Origin of the sequence: Xenophilus arseniciresistens (assembly GCF_028023875.1) — a bacterium.
Lineage (GTDB): Bacteria > Pseudomonadota > Gammaproteobacteria > Burkholderiales > Burkholderiaceae_C > Xenophilus > Xenophilus arseniciresistens.
Genome location: NZ_JAQIPB010000005.1, coordinates 39,107 through 59,438, shown reverse-complemented (window position 1 = coordinate 59,438; position 20,332 = coordinate 39,107). Strand labels below are relative to the sequence as shown.

Annotated in this window: 21 protein-coding genes; 13 read left to right on the top strand and 8 right to left on the bottom strand. The window is 71.1% G+C overall.

Annotation, left to right across the window (positions count from 1 at the left end; all coding sequences use genetic code 11):
- The first annotated feature begins 1 nt into the window (after position 1).
- From crcB to PGB34_RS12565, 8 genes are all read left to right on the top strand, one after another.
- A complete protein-coding gene (crcB, locus tag PGB34_RS12600) occupies positions 2-379 on the top strand; it encodes a fluoride efflux transporter CrcB (RefSeq protein WP_271428487.1) in 378 nt (125 codons plus the stop codon).
- A 135-nt stretch (positions 380-514) separates the two neighbouring features.
- A complete protein-coding gene (locus tag PGB34_RS12595; protein ID WP_271428447.1) occupies positions 515-3,529 on the top strand; it encodes a monovalent cation/H+ antiporter subunit A in 3,015 nt (1,004 codons plus the stop codon).
- Positions 3,529-3,873: a Na+/H+ antiporter subunit C gene (locus PGB34_RS12590; RefSeq protein ID WP_271428446.1), complete on the top strand. Its 345-nt coding sequence runs from the start codon at positions 3,529-3,531 to the stop codon at positions 3,871-3,873. Before PGB34_RS12595 ends, PGB34_RS12590 begins: the two co-directional genes overlap by 1 nt.
- On the top strand, positions 3,870-5,564 hold the full coding sequence (locus PGB34_RS12585) for a monovalent cation/H+ antiporter subunit D (protein WP_271428445.1): 1,695 nt from the start codon (positions 3,870-3,872) through the stop codon (positions 5,562-5,564). Before PGB34_RS12590 ends, PGB34_RS12585 begins: the two co-directional genes overlap by 4 nt.
- Entirely contained in the window at positions 5,561-6,061 is a 501-nt protein-coding gene (locus PGB34_RS12580) for a Na+/H+ antiporter subunit E (protein WP_271428444.1), read from the top strand. Before PGB34_RS12585 ends, PGB34_RS12580 begins: the two co-directional genes overlap by 4 nt.
- Positions 6,058-6,336 carry a K+/H+ antiporter subunit F gene (locus PGB34_RS12575; RefSeq protein ID WP_271428443.1) on the top strand — a complete coding sequence of 93 codons (279 nt, stop codon included), beginning with the start codon at positions 6,058-6,060 and terminating at the stop codon, positions 6,334-6,336. The genes PGB34_RS12580 and PGB34_RS12575 overlap by 4 nt, the downstream gene beginning before the upstream one ends.
- On the top strand, positions 6,333-6,707 hold the full coding sequence (gene mnhG, locus PGB34_RS12570; RefSeq protein ID WP_271428442.1) for a monovalent cation/H(+) antiporter subunit G: 375 nt from the start codon (positions 6,333-6,335) through the stop codon (positions 6,705-6,707). Before PGB34_RS12575 ends, mnhG begins: the two co-directional genes overlap by 4 nt.
- 142 nt (positions 6,708-6,849) lie before the next feature.
- Complete coding sequence (locus tag PGB34_RS12565) at positions 6,850-7,866, top strand: Bug family tripartite tricarboxylate transporter substrate binding protein (RefSeq protein ID WP_271428441.1); 1,017 nt, start codon at positions 6,850-6,852, stop codon at positions 7,864-7,866.
- Between the two features lie 38 nt (positions 7,867-7,904).
- On the opposite strand, the gene PGB34_RS12560 is transcribed toward PGB34_RS12565, so the two are convergent.
- The 7 genes from PGB34_RS12560 to PGB34_RS12530 are packed head-to-tail and all read right to left on the bottom strand — an operon-like array spanning position 7,905 to position 15,460.
- Positions 7,905-8,936, bottom strand: coding sequence for an XdhC family protein (locus PGB34_RS12560; RefSeq protein ID WP_271428440.1), 1,032 nt, complete (start codon positions 8,934-8,936; stop codon positions 7,905-7,907).
- A gap of 14 nt (positions 8,937-8,950) precedes the next feature.
- Complete coding sequence (locus PGB34_RS12555; protein WP_271428439.1) at positions 8,951-9,520, bottom strand: CoxG family protein; 570 nt, start codon at positions 9,518-9,520, stop codon at positions 8,951-8,953.
- 41 nt (positions 9,521-9,561) lie between these two features.
- A complete protein-coding gene (locus tag PGB34_RS12550; protein ID WP_271428438.1) occupies positions 9,562-10,773 on the bottom strand; it encodes a vWA domain-containing protein in 1,212 nt (403 codons plus the stop codon).
- A 5-nt stretch (positions 10,774-10,778) separates the two neighbouring features.
- Positions 10,779-11,702, bottom strand: a complete 924-nt coding sequence (locus PGB34_RS12545) for an AAA family ATPase (protein ID WP_271428437.1) — start codon at positions 11,700-11,702, stop codon at positions 10,779-10,781.
- A gap of 6 nt (positions 11,703-11,708) precedes the next feature.
- Complete coding sequence (locus PGB34_RS12540; RefSeq protein ID WP_271428436.1) at positions 11,709-12,500, bottom strand: FAD binding domain-containing protein; 792 nt, start codon at positions 12,498-12,500, stop codon at positions 11,709-11,711.
- A gap of 19 nt (positions 12,501-12,519) precedes the next feature.
- On the bottom strand, positions 12,520-14,964 hold the full coding sequence (locus tag PGB34_RS12535; protein ID WP_271428435.1) for a xanthine dehydrogenase family protein molybdopterin-binding subunit: 2,445 nt from the start codon (positions 14,962-14,964) through the stop codon (positions 12,520-12,522).
- A 13-nt stretch (positions 14,965-14,977) separates the two neighbouring features.
- Positions 14,978-15,460 (bottom strand): (2Fe-2S)-binding protein, encoded by a 483-nt coding sequence (locus PGB34_RS12530; protein WP_271428434.1) that lies wholly within the window; start codon positions 15,458-15,460, stop codon positions 14,978-14,980.
- A 246-nt stretch (positions 15,461-15,706) separates the two neighbouring features.
- Between PGB34_RS12530 and PGB34_RS12525 the strand changes: the two genes are divergently transcribed.
- On the top strand, positions 15,707-16,870 hold the full coding sequence (locus PGB34_RS12525) for a helix-turn-helix domain-containing protein (protein ID WP_271428433.1): 1,164 nt from the start codon (positions 15,707-15,709) through the stop codon (positions 16,868-16,870).
- A gap of 53 nt (positions 16,871-16,923) precedes the next feature.
- On the top strand, positions 16,924-17,247 hold the full coding sequence (locus PGB34_RS12520) for a thioredoxin family protein (protein ID WP_271428432.1): 324 nt from the start codon (positions 16,924-16,926) through the stop codon (positions 17,245-17,247).
- A gap of 7 nt (positions 17,248-17,254) precedes the next feature.
- Here PGB34_RS12520 and PGB34_RS12515 read toward each other — a convergent pair whose 3' ends face one another.
- A complete protein-coding gene (locus PGB34_RS12515) occupies positions 17,255-18,094 on the bottom strand; it encodes a TOBE domain-containing protein (protein WP_271428431.1) in 840 nt (279 codons plus the stop codon).
- Positions 18,095-18,190: 96 nt separating this feature from the next.
- Here PGB34_RS12515 and modA point away from each other — a divergent pair, with 96 nt between their 5' ends.
- The 3 genes from modA to PGB34_RS12500 are packed head-to-tail and all read left to right on the top strand — an operon-like array spanning position 18,191 to position 20,291.
- Positions 18,191-18,952, top strand: a complete 762-nt coding sequence (gene modA / locus PGB34_RS12510) for a molybdate ABC transporter substrate-binding protein (protein WP_271428430.1) — start codon at positions 18,191-18,193, stop codon at positions 18,950-18,952.
- Between the two features lie 12 nt (positions 18,953-18,964).
- Positions 18,965-19,618, top strand: coding sequence for a molybdate ABC transporter permease subunit (gene modB, locus PGB34_RS12505; protein ID WP_271428429.1), 654 nt, complete (start codon positions 18,965-18,967; stop codon positions 19,616-19,618).
- Between the two features lies 1 nt (position 19,619).
- Positions 19,620-20,291 (top strand): ATP-binding cassette domain-containing protein, encoded by a 672-nt coding sequence (locus PGB34_RS12500; RefSeq protein WP_271428428.1) that lies wholly within the window; start codon positions 19,620-19,622, stop codon positions 20,289-20,291.
- Positions 20,292-20,332 lie beyond the last annotated feature (41 nt).

Here is a 20,332-nt window from a genome sequence, read left to right as displayed (position 1 = left end):
CATGCTAGCGGCCTTTGCCGTGTTCATCGGCGCCGGCCTGGGCGCGCTGCTGCGCTGGGTGCTGGCGCTGTGGCTCAACGGGCATGGCGCCGTGCCGCTGGGCACGCTGGCGGCCAACCTGCTGGGTGGCTACCTGGTCGGGCTCGCGCTGGGCATCTTCCAGGCGATGCCGCAGCTCGATCCGGTCTGGCGGCTGGCGCTGGTCACCGGTTTCCTGGGAGGGCTGACCACCTTCTCGACCTTTTCGGCCGAGGTGGTCGCGCACCTGATGCAGGGGCGCGTGGCCCTGGCCCTGGCGCAGGCGGGGCTGCATCTGGCGGGCTCGCTCGTGCTGACCTGGCTGGGGCTGCTGACGGCGCAGGGCCTGGGCGCGCGCTGAGAAGCTGCTCATGGCCTGAGGAAAAACAGGCGCGCCGCGCCCTTGCAGACATCGGAAAAAGAGGCGCAAGCAAGCCCCGTTCCCGCAAGCCCTTTTCAATGATGCGCGCAGGGTCGTTCGATAGAATTCATCGCAATGCCCCTGGTCCTGCTCGTTGCCCTCCCCTTCCTCGCCAGCGCGCTGGCGGCCCTGCTGCCGTCGAATGCCCGCAACAGCGAGTCGACGTTGGCGGGGCTGGTGGCAGTGGGATGTGCAGCCAGCGTGGCCTGGATGTTCCCGCAGCTGGCCGACGGCAACGTGCTGCGCCAGGAGATCGGCTGGCTGCCTGCGCTGGGCCTGAATCTCTCCTTCCGACTGGACGGCTTCGCCTGGCTGTTCTGCATGCTGGTGCTGGGCATCGGCGCGCTGGTGGTGCTGTACGCGCGCTACTACATGTCGGCCTCCGACCCGGTGCCGCGCTTCTTCGCCTTCTTCCTGGCCTTCATGGGCTCGATGGTGGGCGTGGTGCTGTCGGGCAACCTGATCCAGATGGTGATGTTCTGGGAACTCACCAGCCTGTTTTCCTTCCTGCTCATCGGCTACTGGCACCACCGGCGCGACGCGCGGCGCGGAGCGCGCATGGCGCTCACCGTGACGGGCGCAGGCGGGCTCGCGCTGCTGGGCGGGGTGCTGATCATCGGCCGCATCGTGGGCAGCTACGAGCTGGACGTGGTGCTGGCCTCGGGCGATCTGATCCGCGCCCACGCCCTCTACCCGGTGGCGCTGGTGCTGGTGCTGCTGGGCGCCTTCACCAAGAGCGCGCAGTTCCCCTTCCATTTCTGGCTGCCGCGGGCCATGGCCGCGCCCACGCCGGTGTCGGCCTACCTGCACTCGGCCACGATGGTGAAGCTGGGCGTGTTCCTGATGGCGCGGCTGTGGCCCGCGCTCTCGGGCACCGAAGCCTGGTTCTGGCTGGTGGGCGGCGCGGGCGCCGCCACCTTGCTGGTGGGCGGCTACATCGCCATGTTCCAGCGCGACCTCAAGGCGCTGCTGGCCTATTCCACCATCTCGCACCTGGGCCTGATCACGCTGCTGCTGGGCATGAACAGCCCGCTGGCCGCGGTGGCGGCGGTCTTCCACATCATGAACCACGCGACCTTTAAGGCCTCGCTGTTCATGGCCGCGGGCATCATCGACCACGAGACCGGCACGCGCGACATCCACCGCCTCTCGGGCCTGATGAAGGCCATGCCCATCACCAGCACCCTGGCCATCATCGCCAGCGCGTCGATGGCCGGCGTGCCGCTGCTCAACGGCTTCCTGTCCAAGGAGATGTTCTTCGCCGAGACGGTCTTCCTGGAAGCCGCGCCCTGGCTCGAATTCGCCCTGCCCGTGCTGGCCACGGTGGCGGGCGCCTTCAGCGTCGCCTATTCGGCGCGTTTCGTCTTCGACGTGTTCTTTGGCCCGCCCTGTGGCGACCAGGTGCCCCGGCCGCCGCACGAGCCCCCGCACTGGATGCGCGTACCGGTCGAGCTGCTGGTGCTGGCCTGCCTGGTGGTGGGCGTGCTGCCGGCCTGGTCGGTGGGCAGCTTCCTGGCCGCCTCGGCCGCGCCCGTGGTCGGCGGCGTGCTGCCGCCCTACAGCCTGGCTGTCTGGCACGGCTTCAACCTGCCGCTGGCGATGAGCTTCGTGGCGCTGGTGGGCGGCGGCGCCATCTACCTGCTGCAGCGCCGCCGACGCGAGGCGGGCGGGCTGGTGCGCACGCCGCTCCTGCACCGCATCGACGCCCAGCGCCTGTTCGAGCATGCGCTGGCCCAGCTGTCCGAGCTGGGTCGCCGCAGCCGCCGGGTGCTGGGCACGCGCCGGCTGCAGCCGCAATTGCTGCTGCTGGTGCTGGTGGCGCTGCTGGGCGCAGCGGCCTCGCTGTACTTCGTGCCGGCCAGTGCCGGGGTGCGCGAACCGCTGCCCTTCTCGCCCATGTTCGCCATGACCTGGGTGATCGGCTGCACCGCCGCCATCTTTGCCGCCTGGCAGGCCAAGTTCCACCGGCTCGCGGCGCTGACCGGCGCCTCGGTGGCCGGCCTGGTGAGCTGCCTGACCTACATGTGGTTCTCGGCCCCCGACCTGGCGCTGACCCAGCTCGTGGTGGAAGTGGTGACCACGCTGCTGATCCTGCTGGGCCTGCGCTGGCTGCCGATGCGCAAGTCGGAGGTCAGGCCCGTGTACGACGGCGCCTTCGGCCGTGTGCGCGCCTGGAGCCGGCGCGGGCGCGACCTGAGCGTCGCCATCCTCGCGGGCGCCGGCATGGCCGCGCTGGCCTGGCTGATGATGACGCGGCCGCAGGACCAGAGCATTTCGCCCTTCTTCCTGGAGCGCGCCCTCACCGAGGGCGGCGGCACCAACGTGGTCAACGTGATGCTGGTGGACTTCCGCGGCTTCGACACCTTCGGCGAGATCACGGTGCTGGGCATCGTGGCCCTGACGGTCTATGCGCTGCTGCGGCGCTTCCGCCCGGCCGAAGAATCGATGGCCCTGCCGCCGCAGCAGCGCGCGCAGCTGCATGACGGCAGCGACCTGCTGAACCCGCGCCGCGCCAAGGACACGGCCGTCGGCTACCTGATGGTGCCGGCCGTGCTGGTGCGCCTGCTGCTGCCGCTGGCGGTGCTGGTGTCGGTCTACTTCTTCATGCGCGGCCACAACGCGCCCGGCGGCGGCTTCGTGGCCGGGCTGGTGATGTCGGTGGCGCTGATGCTGCAGTTCATCGTCTCGGGCGCCGAATGGGTGGAGGAGCACCTGCGCATCTACCCGCGCCGCTGGATCGCCGTGGGCCTGATGATGGCCCTGGCCACGGGCGGCGGCGCCATCGTGCTGGGCTTTCCCTTCCTGACCTCGCACACGGCGCACCTGACGCTGCCGGTGCTGGGCGAGCTGCATGTGCCCAGCGCGCTGTTCTTCGACATCGGCGTGTTCGCGCTGGTGCTGGGCGCCACCATGCTGATCCTCACGGCGCTGGCCCACCAGTCGATCCGCAGCCACCGCTGGGTGGAAGAGCAGGCCGAGAAGGAAGTGGAGCGCAACGTGGACGCCGCCGTGCAGCGCCTGGCCGACCGCGCCGCGGCCCATGAGGCGACCGTGACCTACAACGATGTGATGCAGAAAGACCACCACTGATGGAGATCGTGCTAGCCCTTGCCATCGGCGTGCTGACGTCCTCGGGCGTGTACCTGCTGCTGCGCCCGCGGACCTTCCAGGTCATCATGGGCCTGACGCTGATCTCCTATGCGGTGAACCTGTTCATCTTCAGCATGGGCCGGCTCAAGGTCGACAGTGAGCCGGTGCTGGTGCCCGGCTTCACTGCCACGCTGGCCAACACGGCCGACCCGATGCCGCAGGCCCTGGTGCTCACGGCGATCGTGATCGGCTTCGCCATGACGGCCCTGTTCCTGGTCGTGATGCTGGCCTCGCGCGGCCTGAACGACACCGACCACGTGGACGGCGAGGAGCAGGAAGAATGACCGCCATGATCCAGCTGCTGGACCGGCTGCTCGACTTCGCGATGCCGCACCTGGTGGCGGCGCCCATCCTCGTGCCCATGCTGACGGCCGCGCTGATGCTGCTGCTGCAGGAGCGGCACCGGCGCATCAAGTCCGCGCTGTCGGTGGTCTCGGGCCTGGTCGGGCTGGTGGTGGCCCTGGCGCTGCTGCGCTGGGTCAACGCGTCCGCCACGGGCACGGGCGCCGGCTCCATCGGCGTGTACCTGGCCGGCAACTGGCAGGCGCCCTTCGGCATCGTGCTGGTGGCCGACCGGCTGTCGGCCATGATGGTGGCGCTGACCGGCGTGGTGGCCTTTGCCGCGTCCATCTATTCCACCTCGCGCTGGGACCGCGCCGGCGTGCATTTCCACCCGCTGCTGCAGTTGCAGCTCATGGGCCTGAACGGCGCCTTCCTGACGGGCGACCTGTTCAACCTCTTCGTGTTCTTCGAGGTGATGCTGGCCTCCTCCTACGGCCTGCTGCTGCATGGCTCGGGCCGCAACCGCGTCTCGGCCGGGCTGCACTACATCGCCATCAACCTCGCGGCCTCGTCGCTGTTCCTGATCGGCGCAGCCCTGCTCTACGGCGCCACGGGCACGCTCAACATGGCCGATATGGGCCTGCGCATCTCGCAGTTGGCGCCCGAAGACCGCGGCCTGGTGCATGCAGGCGCGGCCATCCTGGCCACCGCCTTCTTCGCCAAGGCCGGCGCCTGGCCGCTGAACTTCTGGCTGGTGCCGGGCTACAGCGCGGCGGTGCCGCCGGTCGGTGCCGTGTTCGCGCTGCTGACCAAGCTGGGCCTGTACACCTTGCTGCGCACCTGGTCGATGCTGTTCCCGCATGACGCCGGCGCCTCGGCGCAGTTCGGCCAGAGCGTGCTGCTGGGGCTGGGCATGGCCACGCTGGCCGTGGCGGCGCTGGGCATCGTGGGCACGCAGAAGCTGGCCCAGCTGGCCAGCTACAGCGTGCTGATCTCGGCCGGCACGCTGCTCACGGCCGTGGGCATGGGGCAGCCGGCCGTGTGGTCGGGCGCGCTTTTCTATCTGCTCAATTCCTCGCTGGCCGCGGCCGCCTTCTTCCTGCTCGTGGACGTGATCGAGCGCTGGCGCAACGCGGGCATGAGCATCGCGCCCCACGAGCTGGCGGGCCGCGCGCCCTTCCTGAGCGAAGACCTGAAGGTCCAGGAAGACGTGAACCTCGACGACGACCAGCAGGCGCTGTACGGCCGAGCCATTCCTGCCGGCGTGGCCTTTCTCGGCCTGAGCTTCGTGGCCTGCACGCTGCTGATCACGGGGCTGCCGCCGCTCGCGGGCTTCGTGGGCAAGCTTTCCATGCTGATGGGCCTGTTCGAAGGGGCCATGGACCGCAGCAGCTGGCTGTTCTTCGCGCTGGTGCTGGTCTCGGGCTTCCTGACGCTGGTGGCGCTGGCGCGGGCCGGCATCCGCTACTTCTGGACCCAGCCCCATGGCGCCCTGCCCTCGCTGCCGGCGCTGGAGGTGCTGCCCATCGCCGTGCTGCTGAGCTGCTGCGTCGGGCTCACGGCGCTGGCCGAGCCCGTGATGCAGCATGTACGCGCGACGGCCGACGCGCTGTCGCACCCGGCCCTGTACCGCGACGCCGTGATGGGCGCGCGGCAGATCCCCGGGCCCACGCTCAAGGAGGCCGCGCCATGATCTCCCGCCTGCTGCCTTCGCTCACGCTGTCGGCCACGCTTTTCGTCGTCTGGATCCTGCTGCACCAGTCGCTGCACCCGGCCACCTTGCTGTCGGCCCTGCTGGTGGCGCTGGTGGTGCCGATCCTCACGCGCAGCCTGCGGCCCGCGGCCGTGGTGATGCGCCGGCCCCACGTGCTGGTTCGGCTGGCGCTGGTCGTGCTGCGCGACATGGTGCGTTCGGCCTGGCTGGTGGGCAAGGAGCTGCTCTTCAAGCGCAATGCCGACATCCATTCGGCCTTCCTGCGTGTGCCGCTGGACACGCGCGACCCCAACGCCCTGGCCGGGCTGGCCATGATCGTGTGCCTGACGCCCGGCACCGCCTGGGCCGAACTCAGCATGGACCGCTCGGTACTGCTGCTGCACGTGTTCGAGCTCAAGGACGAGCAGGGCATGATCGAGATGATCAAGACCCGCTACGAGCGGCCCCTGATGCAAATCTTCGAAGGAGCGCCATGACCCCGATCCTGCTGTGGGCCCTGCGGGCCGCCCTCTTCCTGCTGGCCGTGGCGATGCTGTGCGCGCTGTTCCGCCTGCTGGTGGGCCCTTCGGCGCAGGACCGCGTGATGGGCCTGGACTGCCTCTACATCAACGGCATGCTCACCATGCTGGTGCTGGGCATCCTCTACACCAGCAGCGTCTACTTCGAGGCCGCGATGCTGATCGCGCTCTTCGGCTTCGTGGGCTCCACGGCGCTGGCCAAGTTCATCCTGCGCGGGGAGGTGATTGAATGAGCGCGGCGCCGCTCCCTTGGTGGGCTGAAACGCTTGTGGCCGCATTGGTCATCCTGGGCGCCGCCGTCGCAGCCCTGGGCTCCTTCGGCCTGGTGCGCCTGCCCACCTTCTTCAGGCGCATCCATGCGCCCACGCTGGGCGCCACGCTGGGCGTGTGGGCCATCACGGCCGCCACGGTGATCTACTTTTCGGTGCAGGGCTTCCACCTCTTCCTGCACGCGATCCTGATCACCTTCTTCGTCGCGCTCACGGCGCCGGTGACCACCATCTTCCTGATGCGCGCGGCGCTGTTCCGCGAACGCCAGCACGGCAACCCGAAGGTGCCGCCGCCTTCCGGCCTGCCCCAGTCCAAGTCCAGCCTGCCGAGCTGAACGGCCTGGGCTCGCGCTCGCCCGGGACCGGCCGGGCGCCCGAATAGCCCGGCAGGCCGCTGGAATACCTATGGCCTAGATGGTCAGATGACGAAACATTCGTTAATGTTTGATGTTTCGTTTTGACACTTTTCTGACATTTATGCCAACAACAAGACGTCGGGTGCTGGGGACATGCGCCGCGGGTGCGGCCGCCCTGCTGGGCTGGCCCGCTGCCGCGCAGGAACGCGCGGTGCGCCCCGCCGCCGCTGCGCCGCTTTCGGGCAACTGGCCTGCCAAGCCCGTGCGGGTGCTGGTGGGCTTTCCGGCCGGCGCCTCGCCCGACCTCGCGGCCCGCGCCATCGCGCGGCCGCTGAGCCAGCTGCTGGGCCAGAGCGTGGTGGTGGAAAACAAGCCCGGCGCCAGCGGCAACACCGCTGCGGCCGAAGTGGCCCAGGCCCGCGACGACCACACGCTGGGCGCGCTGATCAACGGCAACCTCACCATCGCCCGCCTGCTGGACCCGAAGCTGGGCTTCGACCCCGAGAAGGACTTTGCGCCCGTGGGCCTGATCGGCACGGCCCCGCTGGTGCTCGCCGTCTCGGAACAGGCCGCGGGCAACAACCCGGCCGAGCTGCTGCTGTGGGCCCGCAACCGCGGCGCCGACGCGAAGTACGGCACCCCCGGCAACGGCACGGTGGGCCACCTGGGCATGGAGCTGCTGAAGATGCGCACCAGCATCCGCGCCGAGCACCGGCCCTTTTCCGGCAACCCCAAGGTCATCGAAGCCATGCTGGCCGGCGAGGTGCAGATGGCGCTGCTGCCACCGGGCCTGGCGCTGCCCCACATCCAGTCGGGCAAGCTCAAGATGGTGGGCATCACCTCCCCCGAGCGCGGCCCGCTGACCGGCGACTGGCCCACCTTGCGCGAGGCCGAGGTGCGCGGATCGGACCTGGAGATCTGGACCGCGCTGGCCGCGCCCGCCACGATGCCGCCGGCCGCCGTGCAGAAGCTCAACGCCGCGCTGTCGCAGGTGCTGCGCACCGGCCCCGTGAGCCAGGACCTGCTCAAGGCCGGCTGGCAGGCCCGCGCCGGCGATGCCGAAACCCTGGCCCGGCGCATGCGCAGCGACACCAGCCGGCTCGGCGGCGTGATCATGATGCGCGGCATCAAGACCTGAGCCTGCCTGCGCCCGGCAGCCGGGCGCAGACGGCGGGCTCAGGCGCTGGCGACTTCGTGGCTCGCCGGCACGGCCAGCAGGCCCTTGGCCGTGGCCACCTCGGTTTCGCGCGGCAGCGGCACCGCGTTCTTGACGGCCAGGATCTCGGCCATCACGCTCACCGCGATCTCGGGCGGCGTCTTGCTGCCGATGTAGATGCCGATGGGGCCGCGCAGCCGCGCCAGCGAGGCTTCGGTCTGGTCGAAGTGCTCCCGCATGCGCGCATGCCGCGCCTGCGCGTTGCGGCGCGAGCCGATGGCGCCCACATAGAAGGCCGCGGTCTCCAGCGCCTCCAGCAGCGCCAGGTCGTCGAGCTTGGGGTCGTGCGTGAGCGCCACCACGCAGCTTCGGCTGTCGGGTGCGAAGGCCCGCACGGCGTCGTCGGGCATGTCGGTCAGCACGCGCACGCCGCTCACCTGCCAGCTGCCGCGGTATTCGGCGCGCGGATCGCACAGCGTGACGGCAAAGCCCGAGAAGCTCGCCATCGTGGCCAGGTACTCGGCCAGCTGGCCCGCGCCGATCAGCAGCATTCGGTATTCGGGCCCGAAGGTGTTGACCAGTTGCTGTGCGTCGATGTGCAGCGCGGCCGGCGCATCGGCGCTCTGCAGCCGCACCTGCCCGTCAGCCAGCGCCACCACGCGCTGCACCAGCCGGCCGGCCTCCAGTTGCGCCACCAGCGCGGCCAGGGCCTGCGGCTCGGGGTCGAACTCCAGCAACAGTTCCAGCGTGCCGCCGCAAGGCAGGCCGAAGCGGTGCGCCTCGTCGGCCGTCACGCCATAGCGCACCAGCCGCGGCGCGCCCTGCGGCATCTGCTGGGCGCCCAGCAGGCTGTGGCGCGCGATCAGGTCGTCTTCGATGCAGCCGCCCGAGACCGAGCCCACCACCGCGCCGTCCTCGGCCAGGGCCATGATCGAACCGATGGGCCGGGGCGAAGAGCCCCAGGTGCGCACCACCGTGGCCAGCAGCGCGCGGCGGCCGGCCTGCCGCCAGTCGCGCAGGTGGCGCAACACCATCACATCGAGGTTTTCCATCGTGGGCGCGATTGTCAGTCGGCTTCTTCGTCGGCCTTGTCCTTGCGGCCCAAACCCATCTTCTGCATGAGGCCTGCCATGCGGCCGGGCTTGTTCTGGGCGTCCGTTGCCTCGGCCGCGTCTGCATCGGCCGGTGGCCCGTGGCGGCGCTGCATCTCGGCCTCGAAGCGCTTGAAGAAATCGTCGGCCATGGACTTGGCCGCACCGTCGATCAGGCGCTGCCCCAACTGCGCGATCTTGCCGCCCACCTGTGCCTGCACGGTGTAGGCCAGCTCGCAGCCCGCATCGTTGGGCGCGAGCGAGACCGACGAGGCGCCCTTGCCGAAGCCGGCCACGCCGCCCTGCCCTTCGAAGGCGAGGCGGTAGCTGGCGGGCGGCTCCATGTCGCTGAGCGAGACCTGGCCGTTGAACTTGGCCGACACCGGCCCCACCTTCACGGCCATCGTCACGGCGTACTGGCCCTCGCCCGTGGCCTCGAAGCGGTCGCAGCCGGGCAGGCAACTCTTGAGGGTGTCGGGGTCGTTGAGTGCCTCCCAGGCCTGTTGCTGGGTGACGCCGAGCTGGCGCTTGCCTTGCATGTCCATGTGTGTGCTCCTCGTGGAAGGTCGGATGACGGTATGTGGGTTCAGCCGCGCCGCAGCAGCGCGGCGATGAGTTGTGCCAGTTCTTCGAGCGCCTGCAGGTTGTGCACGGCCAGCATGGCGTCGGCCTCGCGGTGCAGCACGGCCGCGCCGCGCGCGATGGGCGCATAGCCCTCGAAGCGCAGCAGCGGGTTGAGCCACAGCAGCCGGCGGCTGTGGCGGCGCAGCCATTGCAGTTCGCTGCGCAGCGCCTCGGGCTCGCCGGTGTCAAGCCCGTCGCTGACCAGCAGCACCAGCGTGCGCCGGCCCACCAGCCGACGCGCGTGCCGGTGCCGCAGCTGCGCGAGCGCATCGCCCAGCCGCGTGCCGCCGGCAAAGTCCTCGATGGCCTGGCCGGCCGCAAGCAGCATCTGGTCGGTGTCGGCGGCGCGGAAGGCCGGCGTCAGGTCCGTCAGCCCGGTGCCGAAGGCGAACACGTCGCGCCGCCCGCCGCGCCCGCGCAGGCCACGCGTGGCCGCATGCACGAAGGCCAGCAGCAGGCGTGCATAGCGCTCCATGGAACCCGACACGTCGACCAGCACCAGCAGCGGCAAGGGCTGTTCGCGGCGCAGCAGCCGCGGCAGCCGCAGCATCTCGCCGCCCGTGCGCGCGGCTTCGTGCCACACGCCGGGCCAGTGCATGCGCGCGTGGGCGCCGCCATGCGCGGCCGCGCGCAGCCGGCGTCCCGGCACGGTGGGCACGGGCAGGGGCACGTCGCGCGCGAGGCGCTCCACCAGCCGGTACTCGGCCGCGCCCAGCGCGTTGAAATCGGCATGCTGCAGGCGCTGCCGCTCGCCGGCCGTCATGGCGGCGTCGAAGTCGACCTCGTGCTCGTTCTGCGGCGCAGCGCGCGGTGGCTTGGGCGCAGCGAGTGCCTCGCGCACGCGCGGGCGCTGCTTCGGCGGCTCGGCACGGCCCTCTGCGGTGGGCAGCATCTGCGCGAGCATCTTGTTGGCGAGTTCGGGATCGCGGAACCAGGCATCGAAGAGTTCGCGAAAGACGCCGCGGTCCTGCTCGCGGCTGACCATCACGGCCTCCATGGCCGCGGCCAGGTCGCGCCGGTCCTGCACGCCGACCAGCTCGGCGGCCTGGGCCGCCAGCGCCATGCGCGAGGCATCGAGCCGCACGCCCGCGCGGCGCAGCGCACGGCCAAAGCCCACGAGGTTGCCGGCCAGCTTGCCGCGGCGCGCATCGCCGAGTTGCTGCACGCGCGCCATGGCTTTCAGGCGTCCGCAGGCAAGAGCAGCTGGGCCGCGAGCCGGGTATTGAGGGCCGCCACGTCGTCGCGCTGCTTGAAGAGGATGCCGGCCGTGTCGACCACCACTTCGGGGTCCAGTTCCACGGTGTCCATCGCGACCAGCGCGCGCGCCCATTCCACGCTTTCGGCGATGCCGGGCGCGCGCTGGAAGGCATCGGCAAAGGGCTGGCTGCGCAGGCGCTGTACGAAGTCGGCCACCTGCTGCGACAGTCGCTCGCCGGCCTCGGGCACGCGCGTGCGCACGATGGCCAGCTCGCGGTCGCGCTCGGGGTAGTCGAGCCAGTGGTAGAGACAGCGGCGCTTGACGGCGTCGTTGAGCTCGCGCGTGCGGTTGCTGGTCAGCAGGGTGACGGGCGGCACCGCCGCGCGCACCGTGCCCAGCTCCGGGATGCTGACCTGGTACTCGCCAAGGTATTCGAGCAGGAAGGCCTCGAAGGGCTCGTCGGCCCGGTCCACTTCGTCGATCAGCAGCACGGCGCCCGGGGCCGGCGCCTGCAGTGCCTGCAGCAGCGGGCGGCGGATCAGGTAGCGCGGCTGGTAGACCTCGGCTTCGACGTCATTCGCCAGTCCAGTGGCCTCGGCCGCACGCATGTGCAGCAGTTGCGCGGCGTAGTTCCACTCGTACAAGGCTTCGCGCTGCTCCAGCCCGTCGTAGCACTGCAGCCGCAGCAGCTCGCGCTGCAGGGCGGCTGCCAGGGCCTTGGCCAGTTCGGTCTTGCCCACGCCGGGCTCGCCTTCGAGCAGCAGCGGCCGCTGCAGCCGAAGCGCGAGAAACACGGCGGTCGCCAGCCGCCGGTCGGCCAGGTAGCCGACGGCCGCCAGCGCCTGCACCAGCGCATCGATGGAAGCGAATGGCGGCTGGCTGGCTGGCGTGGCGGTGTCAGCCATCAACACTCAGGCCAGCGCCCTGGCCACCGCGCGTTGCGCCAGCACCGAGATCAGGTTGGCCCGGTAGGCGGCCGTGGCGTGCAGGTCGCTGTTCAGGTCGCTGTCGTCGATGGCGACGCCGGCCGCGGCCTCGGGCGTGAAGCTGCCGGACAGCGCCGCCTCCAGCCCCGCATGGCGGAACACGCCGTTGCCGGCCCCGGTGATGGCCACGCGCACGCCGCTGTCGAACTGCGCGACGAAGACTCCCACCAGCGGGAAGTGCGAGGCTTTCTGCCGCAGCTTCTCGTAGGCCGCCTTCTTCGGCAGCGGGAAACGGATGGCCGTGATCAGTTCACCCTCTTCCAGCGCCGTGCTGAACAGGCCCTGGAAGAAGTCGTCGGCCGCGATCTCGCGCCCATTGGTGATCACCGTGGCGCCCGAGGCCAGCACCGCGCTGGGGTAGCAGGCCGCGGGGTCGTTGTTGGCCACCGAGCCGCCCAGCGTGCCCATGGCACGCACCTGCCGGTCGCCGATGCGCGAAGCCAGGTCGGCCAGCGCCGGGAAGGCTGCCTTCACGTCGGCGCTGGCCGCCACTTCGGCATGCCGGGCCATGGCGCCGATGCGCAGGGCGTCGCCCTCCTTGCGGATGCCGGTCAGCTCCTGGCAGCCGCCCAGGTCGGCGAGCTGCTCGGGCGCCGACAGGCGCAGCTTCATCGAGGCCAGCAGGGTCTGCCCGCCAGCCAGCGGCTTGGCACCGGCGGCCACGCGCTTGAGCGCGTCGTCGAGGCTCGCGGGGCGTTCGAAGGTGAATGCGTACATGGCGTGGTTCTCCTTCCGGTCAGACGGCGGGGCGGCCCTGCGTGCTGGCGGCCAGGGAGGGGGTCTGCGGCTGCTGCGTGGCGCTCGTGCCGCCCTTCTTCATGGCCTCCCACACGCGGGCCGGCGATGCGGGCATGTCGAAGTCGGCCACGCCCAGCGGCCGCAGCGCGTCGAGCACCGCGTTGATCACGGCCGGCGGCGAGCCGATGGCGCCGGCCTCGCCGCAGCCCTTGGTGCCCAGCGGGTTGTGGGTGCAGGGCGTGCAGATCGTGTCGAGCTTGAAGTTCGGGAAGTCTCCGGCGCGCGGCATGGCGTAGTCCATGAAGCTGCCGGTCAGCAACTGCCCGGTCTCGTTGTCGTAGACGCAGTTCTCCATCAGCGCCTGGCCGATGCCCTGCACGATGCCGCCGTGCACCTGCCCTTCCACGATCATCGGGTTGATGATGGTGCCGAAGTCGTCCACCGCGGTGAAGCGGTCGATCTTCACCTCGCCCGTGCCCTTGTCGATCTCGACCTCGCAGATGTAGGTGCCCGAGGGGTAGGTGAAGTTGGTCGGATCGTAGAAGGCGGTTTCGTTCAGGCCCGGCTCCAGCTTGTCGAGCGGGTAGTTGTGCGGCACGTAGGCCGTGAGCGCCACCTGGCCGAAGGGGATCTTCTTGTCGGTGCCCTTGACGCTGAACTCGCCGTTCACGAAATCGATGTCGGCATCGCTGGCCTCCATCAGATGCGCCGCGATCTTCTTGGCCTTGGCCTCGATCTTGTCGAGCGCGCGCATGATGGCCGCGCCGCCCACGCTGATGGAGCGCGAGCCGTAGGTGCCCATGCCGAAGGGGATGCGGCCCGTGTCGCCATGCACCACGTCGACGTTCTCCACCGGGATGCCCAGGCGCGCCGCCACCACCTGCGCGAAGGTGGTCTCATGGCCCTGGCCGTGGCTGTGCGAGCCGGTGAAGACCGTGACGCTGCCGGTGGGGTGCACGCGCACCTCGCCCGCCTCGAACAGGCCCGCGCGCGCACCGAGCGCGCCCGCGATGTTCGAGGGCGCGAGCCCGCAGGCCTCGATGTAGCTGGAGTAGCCGATGCCGCGCAGCTTGCCCTGCTTCTCGCTCTGGGCGCGGCGGGCGTCGAAGCCGCCGACTTCGGCCAGTTCCTGCGCGCGCGTCAGGCAGGCTTCGTAGTCGCCGATGTCGTACTGCAGCGCCACGGGCGTCTGGTACGGCCACTCGCGGATGAAGTTGCGGCGGCGGATCTCGGCCTGGTCCAGCCCCAGCTCCCAGCCGCAGCGCGTGACCAGCCGCTCCAGCAGGTAAGTGGCCTCGGGCCGGCCCGCGCCCCGGTAGGCATCGACCGGCGCGGTGTTGGTGAACCAGGCATCGACCTCCACGTAGATCTGCGGCGTGGTGTATTGCCCGGCCAGCAAGGTGGCGTAGAGGATGGTGGGAATGGCCGTCGAGAAGGTCGACAAATAGGCGCCGAGGTTGGCGTCGGTGTGCACGCGCATGGCCAGGAACTTGCCGTCCTTGTCCATCGCCATCTCGGCATGGCTCACATGGTCGCGGCCGTGGGCGTCACTCAGAAAGGCTTCGGAGCGGTCGGAGGTCCACTTGATGTTGCGGTTGAGCTGCTTGGAGCCCCAGGTCAGCGCCACGTCTTCGGCGTAGAGGTAGATCTTGGAGCCGAAGCCGCCGCCCACGTCGGGCGCGATCACGCGCACCTTGTGCTCGGGCAGGCCCAGCACGAAGGCCGTCATCAGCAGCCGCTCCACATGCGGGTTCTGGTTGGCGACGTAGAGCGTGTACTCGTCGCCGGCCCGGTTGTAGCCGGCCACCGCCACGCGCGGTTCGATGGGGTTGGGGATCAGGCGGTTGTTGACGAGGTCCAGCTTCGTCACATGCGCCGCGCTGGCAAAGGCCGCATCGACCGCGGCCTTGTCGCCCAGCGTCCACTTGTAGCACTGGTTGTCGGGCGCGGCCTCGTGCAGCGGAACGCCGCCGGCCTTCTTCGCGGCGTCGGCCACGCTGACCACGGCGGGCAGCACCTCGTAGTCGACCACGATGGCCTCGCCGGCATTGCGCGCCTGCTCGGCGGTCTCGGCCACCACCATCGCCACATGGTCGCCCACGTAGCGCACCTTGCCGATGGCCAGGATCGGGTGCGGCGGCTCCTTCATCGGCGAGCCGTCGGGGTTGTTGATGAGCCAGCCGCAGGGCAAGCCCCCCATCTTGCCGTCGATGTCCTTGCCGCTGAAGATGCCGACCACGCCGGGCATCTTCTCGGCGGCCGAGATGTCGATGGACCTGATGGCCGCATGCGCATGCGGTGAGCGCAGGAAGAAGGCATGCGCCTGGTTCGGCAGCAGCACGTCGTCGGTGTAGTTGCCCGCGCCGGTCAGGAAGCGCACATCCTCCTTGCGGCGGATGGCTTCGCCGATGTGCGGCAGCTTGGCGAAATCGGTGGCACCCATGGTCGTGCTCCTTTCAGGCCGAAGCCGGCTGGTTCGCCATCGCCTGCCCGCCCGTGCGGACGGCCTTGACGATGTTCTGGTAGCCCGTGCAGCGGCACAGGTTGCCGTCCAGCAGCGAGCGCACCTCCTCCTCGCTGGCGCCGGGGTGCTGCCGGCACAGGTCGATCGCGCTCATCACCATGCCCGGCGTGCAGAAGCCGCATTGCAGGCCATGGCACTCCTTGAAGGCCGCCTGCATCGGGTGCAAGGTGCCGTCGGCCTGGGCCAGGCCCTCGATGGTCGTGACCTGCGCGCCGGCCACCTGGGCCAGCAGCACGTTGCAGGACTTGATCGCGCGGCCGTTCAGGTGCACGGTGCAGGCCCCGCACTGGGCCGTGTCGCAGCCCACGTGCGTGCCCGTGAGCCGAAGATGCTCTCGGATGGCCTGGACTAGGAGGGTGTGGGGCGGCGCGTCGATCGTGACTTCGCGCCCGTTGACGGTGAGGGATACCTGCATGTTGGCTGTCTCCGTGCGATGAGATGGCTGTGGCCCTGCCCGCGCGCCCTGTACACACGGGGCGCGCCGCAGGCGTGCGGCCATGGCATGGTCGGCAGCGCCCTGGCCGGCCAGCCTAGGCAAAACCCGCGGATCGTTGCGGCGGCCGCCCGAAATTCTCAAAATGGAACAGCCCCGCCGCGCCGGGCTGCTCGGCCCGAGCCCAGGCGCCCACGACAACGACGACGATCAGCCGGAGACAAGCGCATGGCCTTCCTCCAGCCGCGCCCGCAGGCGCAGGCCCTGGTGCGCGAGCGCGCCGATGCGATCGCGCTCGCGCGCCGCCACTGGCTGGCCGGCGAGCCCGCGCGCCCCGGCCAGCATGCGCCCGCCGGCATCGACAGCGCCATCACGCGTTCCTGGCAGCGCTGCCTGGAACAGGGCCGTCGGCCTGGCCAGCGCATCGTCTTCGACCCCGTTCCCCAGCCGCGCCAGCGCGCCGCGGCCGAGCGCCAGCGCCCGCTGCGCGAGGCCTCCGAACCGGTGCTGGCCCAACTGGCGCGCGCCATCGCCGGCACGCGCTACTTCGCCATGCTCACCGACGCGCAGGGCGTGGTGATCGCCACCGCCGCGCTGGCCGCCGACGCGCCACGCGCCGCGCTGGACATCGCGCGCGTCGGCGTCGACCTGTCCGAAGCCGCGGTGGGCACCACGGCCATCGGCCTGGCACTGGCCGAGCACCGCACCGTATGGCTGCACCGGGCCGAGCATTTCTTCGACGACACCAGCCTCTACACCTGCGCGGGCGCGCCCATCTTCGATGCCGACGGCCGCTGCGCAGGCATGCTGGACCTGACCGGCGTGGACGTGGCCGAACGCCCCGAACTGCAGCACCTGGCCCAGCAGGCGGCCGGCGCCATCGGCCAGGGCCTGCTGCGCAGCCTGCCCGCGGCCTTGTGGCTGCAGATCAACTGGCCCGGCGGCCTGGGGCCGCCCTGGGCCGACGACGAGAGCGGCCCGCCCAGCCGCGATGGCCTGCTGGCCCTCGATGCCGACGGCCAGGTGCTGGGCGCCAATGCCACGGCGCGGCAGCTGCTGCCGCTGCGCGCGGGCGCCGGCAGCCACGCCAGCGAGCTGCTGGCGGTGCCCGTGGGCCTGCTGTTCGATGCCGCGGCGCGCCATCCGCAACCGGTGGAGCTGCCGCTGTGGTCGGGCCTGCGGCTGCAGGCGCGGGCCTGGCGGCCCGAGCACGGGCGCCTGCGCATGCCGGCCGCGCAGCCGGCCCCGCCGCGCCTGCGCGAGCTGCAGGGCCGGCTGATCGAGCAGGCCGTGCGCGATGCGCATGGCAACGTGGCGGAAGCCGCGCGCGCACTGGGCGTGAGCCGGGCCACCGTGTACCGGCAACTGGGCGCGGCGCGGCCGCGCCGCTGAGGCAAGGCCATCGACTACAGCCGGCCGGCCCTGCCGCGGCCCACAATGGCCCCATGAGCACTCCCTACGCCACCGAACAACCCACGCGCGCCGAGGTGGACGCGCAGCCCGGCCTCGCGGTGCTGGAATTCGGCGCCAACTGGTGCGGCATCTGCAAGGCCGCGCAACCTGCCATCACCGAGGCGCTGGCCGATGCGCCGGCCGGCCTGAAGCACCTCAAGGTGGAAGACGGCAGCGGCCGCCCGCTGGGCCGCAGCTTCCGCGTCAAGCTCTGGCCCACGCTGATCTTCCTGCGCGACGGCCAGGAAGTGGCGCGCGTGGTGCGCCCGGGCTCGGCCGACGACGTGCGCGCGCCGCTGGCGCAGTTGGGCGGATAGAAAGCGCTCAGCCCGGCAGGGCCAGCACCACGGCCGACGCATCAAGCTCGGCCCACGCGCGCTGCCTGCGGCGCAGCGCCACGCCGGGAGCGGCAAAGCCCACCAGCGCAAGGCCGCTGCCGGCCAGCGTGAGCGTCAGTTCATCGCCCTGCGCATCGGCCCACGCGCCGGGTGAGCGCGCGGCCTTGAACACCTCGGCCACCACACCGCCCAGCCGGTTGATGCCGGCGCCTTCGGCCGGCGGCGCATCCGCCGCGGCGCCCATGCGCACGGCCGTGGCCTTGCACATCGCGATCAGCGGCAGGCCCGGCGCCAGCCCCAGCAGTTCGGCGCTTTCCTGCGTGATGCTGGCCTGCAGGCACGCGAGCGCATCATCGGCCGCACCGCCCTCGCCCAGCGCGATCTGCACCAGCGCCTGGCGGCCCTGCCGCGCCACGGCCAGCACCGTGCCGGGCAACTGGTTGCGCATGCTGGTGCGCACGCGCAGCCCGGCAGCCGCACTGCCTGCCGCACCCGGCTGCGCCACGGCACGCCGCGCGCCGTCGTAGGCCTGGGCCATCTGCAGCAGCGCCTGGCCCTGTGCCGTGAGCCGCGCGCCGCCGCCGCCCGCACCGCCCACCACGCGCTCCACCAGCGGCACGCCGGCCAGGTTGGTCAGCGTGGCCACGGCCTGCCACGCGGCCTTGTAGCTCACGCCGGCTTCGCGGGCGGCCTGCGAGATGCTGCCCGTGGCCGCAATGCCGCGCAGGATGAGGATGCGCCGGTCGGCCGCGCTGTGGCCCAGGGCCTGGGCCAGCGCCGGACGTTCCGGCCCGCGGGGTGGGTTGGACGATCTGCGTTGCTGCATGGGCGGCATTGTGCGATCGGCCCGCAGCCCGCCGGCACGCGCGGGCTGCTACCATTTCGCTATTCCACAAATGAATAGCGATAGGAGCTCTGCCTGATGTCTGCACGTCCCTGGTTGCGCCAGCTCGGCCTTGCCGCCCTGCTCGGTCTGGGTTCTTCCTCGCTGTGGGCGCAGGAGATCATCGTCTCTGCGGCCGCCAGCCTGACCAATGCCTTCCAGAGCGTGGGCAAGGCCTTCGAGCAGGCCCACCCCGGCCGCAAGGTGACTTTCAACTTTGCGGCTTCGGGCGCGCTGCTGGCGCAGATGCAGCAGGGTGCGCCGGTGGACGTGTTCGCCTCGGCCGACCAGCCGACCATGGACAAGGCCGTGGCCGCGGGGCTGATCGCCGAGGGCTCGCGCGCCGACTTCGTGCGCAACGAGCTGGTGCTGATCGTGCCGGCCGCGCGCACCCAGGTGCCCGTCCGGCTGAAGGACCTGGAGGCTCCGGCCTACAGGCGCATCGCCGCGGGCACGCCGGCCTCGGTGCCCGTGGGGCGCTACACCATGGGCGTGGTCGAGCAGGCCGGCCTGGCCACGGCCCTGCAGCCCAAATGGATCTTCGGCGAAAGCGTGCGCCAGGTGCTGGACTACGTGGCGCGCGACGAGGTCGACGCGGGCTTCGTCTACCGCACCGACGCGATCGTTCGCAAGGAACAGACGCGCGTCGCCTTCGCCGTGCCCACGCCCTCGCCCGTGAGCTACCCCATCGCGCAGCTGGCCGCCAGCCGGCAGGCAGCCACGGCCCGGGCCTTCATCGCCTTCGTGCGCAGTGCCGAGGGGCAGAAGATCCTGCAGGGCTTCGGCTTCTCGCAGCCCTGATCCCGGCGGCACATGCTGTCTCCCCTGTGGCTCACGCTCAAGGTGGCCCTGCTGGCCACGGCGCTGGCGGGCATGCTGGGTATTGGCCTGGGCTGGTGGATGGCACGGCGGCGCTTTGCGGGCCATGCGGTGCTCGACGCCGCGCTGCTGCTGCCCATGGTGCTGCCGCCCACGGTGGTGGGCTATTACCTGATCGTGCTGGTGGGCCGCCAGGGGCCGCTGGGCCGCTGGCTCGAAAGCAGCTTCGGCATCACGCTGCTGTTCACCTGGCAGGGCGCGGTGCTGGCCTCGGCCGTGGTCGCGCTGCCGCTGATCTACAAGGCCGCGCGCGCGGCCTTTGAAGACACGGACATCCGCCTGGCCCAGGCCGCGCGCACGCTGGGCGCGCGCGAGTGGGAGGTTTTTTTTCGCATCAGCCTGCCGCTGGCGCTGCGCGGCATCGGCGCCGGGCTGGCCCTGACTTTTGCGCGTGCGATGGGCGAGTTCGGCGCCACCCTGATGATCGCGGGCAACCTGCCGGGGCGCACGCAGACGCTGTCGGTGGCCGTCTACAGTGCCGTGCAGGCCGGCGACGACCCGCTGGCCCTGCGGCTGACGCTGCTCATTTCGGCCGTGTGCATCGTGCTGCTGGTCATCGCCAGCCGTCTTCTGCAGGCCAGGCACTGACGTGAACCCGCCCGATCCGCTCGCCCCCCCGGTGCTGGAACTGCATGTGCGCGCCACGCTGCGTGCCGGCGAGCGCCACTTCGCGCTGGACGCGGCCTTCGAGAGCCGCGCCATGCGCACGGCGCTGCTGGGCGCATCGGGTTCGGGCAAATCGACCCTGCTGCAGGCGGTGGCGGGGCTGCTGCCCGAAGCGCGGGGCCACGTGCGCGTGCAGGGCCGCAGCCTGATGGACAGCCAGGCCGGGGTGAACCTGCCGGCACGGCTGCGCCGCATCGGCTATGTGTTCCAGGACTACGCGCTGTTCCCGCACATGAGCGTGCTGCAGAACCTGCGCTTCGGCGCGCGCGAGCCCGAGGCCCGGGCGCAGATCGACTCGCTGCTGCAGCGCTTCGACATCGAGGCGCTGCGCGACGCCATGCCGCGCAGCCTTTCGGGCGGCCAGCGCCAGCGCGTGGCCCTGGCGCGCGCGCTGGCGGCCCAGCCCCGGTTGCTGCTGCTGGACGAGCCGCTGTCGGCACTGGACACCGCGCTGCGCACGCGGCTGCGGGCCGAGCTGGCCCAGATGCTCTCGCGCGTGCCGGTGCCCGTGCTGATCGTCACGCACGACCCGCAGGACGTGCAGGCCCTGGCCCAGGCGGTGGTGGAGCTGGACGCAGGCCGGGTCGTGGGCTGAGAACGCACGCCAGGAGAGCCTGCATGGGGCCTGCACCCCAG

Coding starts and splice junctions, on each gene's coding strand:
- PGB34_RS12535 (WP_271428435.1), bottom strand. CDS start 14,964: ATGGGTGCCACCGATTTCGCCAAGCTGCCGCACATCGGCGAAGCCATC.
- PGB34_RS12575 (WP_271428443.1), top strand. CDS start 6,058: ATGACCCCGATCCTGCTGTGGGCCCTGCGGGCCGCCCTCTTCCTGCTG.
- PGB34_RS12595 (WP_271428447.1), top strand. CDS start 515: ATGCCCCTGGTCCTGCTCGTTGCCCTCCCCTTCCTCGCCAGCGCGCTG.
- modB (WP_271428429.1), top strand. CDS start 18,965: ATGCTGTCTCCCCTGTGGCTCACGCTCAAGGTGGCCCTGCTGGCCACG.
- PGB34_RS12560 (WP_271428440.1), bottom strand. CDS start 8,936: ATGGAAAACCTCGATGTGATGGTGTTGCGCCACCTGCGCGACTGGCGG.
- PGB34_RS12530 (WP_271428434.1), bottom strand. CDS start 15,460: ATGCAGGTATCCCTCACCGTCAACGGGCGCGAAGTCACGATCGACGCG.
- crcB (WP_271428487.1), top strand. CDS start 2: ATGCTAGCGGCCTTTGCCGTGTTCATCGGCGCCGGCCTGGGCGCGCTG.
- PGB34_RS12590 (WP_271428446.1), top strand. CDS start 3,529: ATGGAGATCGTGCTAGCCCTTGCCATCGGCGTGCTGACGTCCTCGGGC.
- mnhG (WP_271428442.1), top strand. CDS start 6,333: ATGAGCGCGGCGCCGCTCCCTTGGTGGGCTGAAACGCTTGTGGCCGCA.
- PGB34_RS12565 (WP_271428441.1), top strand. CDS start 6,850: ATGCCAACAACAAGACGTCGGGTGCTGGGGACATGCGCCGCGGGTGCG.
- PGB34_RS12515 (WP_271428431.1), bottom strand. CDS start 18,094: ATGCAGCAACGCAGATCGTCCAACCCACCCCGCGGGCCGGAACGTCCG.
- PGB34_RS12585 (WP_271428445.1), top strand. CDS start 3,870: ATGACCGCCATGATCCAGCTGCTGGACCGGCTGCTCGACTTCGCGATG.
- PGB34_RS12520 (WP_271428432.1), top strand. CDS start 16,924: ATGAGCACTCCCTACGCCACCGAACAACCCACGCGCGCCGAGGTGGAC.
- PGB34_RS12525 (WP_271428433.1), top strand. CDS start 15,707: ATGGCCTTCCTCCAGCCGCGCCCGCAGGCGCAGGCCCTGGTGCGCGAG.
- PGB34_RS12550 (WP_271428438.1), bottom strand. CDS start 10,773: ATGGCGCGCGTGCAGCAACTCGGCGATGCGCGCCGCGGCAAGCTGGCC.
- PGB34_RS12545 (WP_271428437.1), bottom strand. CDS start 11,702: ATGGCTGACACCGCCACGCCAGCCAGCCAGCCGCCATTCGCTTCCATC.
- PGB34_RS12540 (WP_271428436.1), bottom strand. CDS start 12,500: ATGTACGCATTCACCTTCGAACGCCCCGCGAGCCTCGACGACGCGCTC.
- modA (WP_271428430.1), top strand. CDS start 18,191: ATGTCTGCACGTCCCTGGTTGCGCCAGCTCGGCCTTGCCGCCCTGCTC.
- PGB34_RS12555 (WP_271428439.1), bottom strand. CDS start 9,520: ATGGACATGCAAGGCAAGCGCCAGCTCGGCGTCACCCAGCAACAGGCC.
- PGB34_RS12580 (WP_271428444.1), top strand. CDS start 5,561: ATGATCTCCCGCCTGCTGCCTTCGCTCACGCTGTCGGCCACGCTTTTC.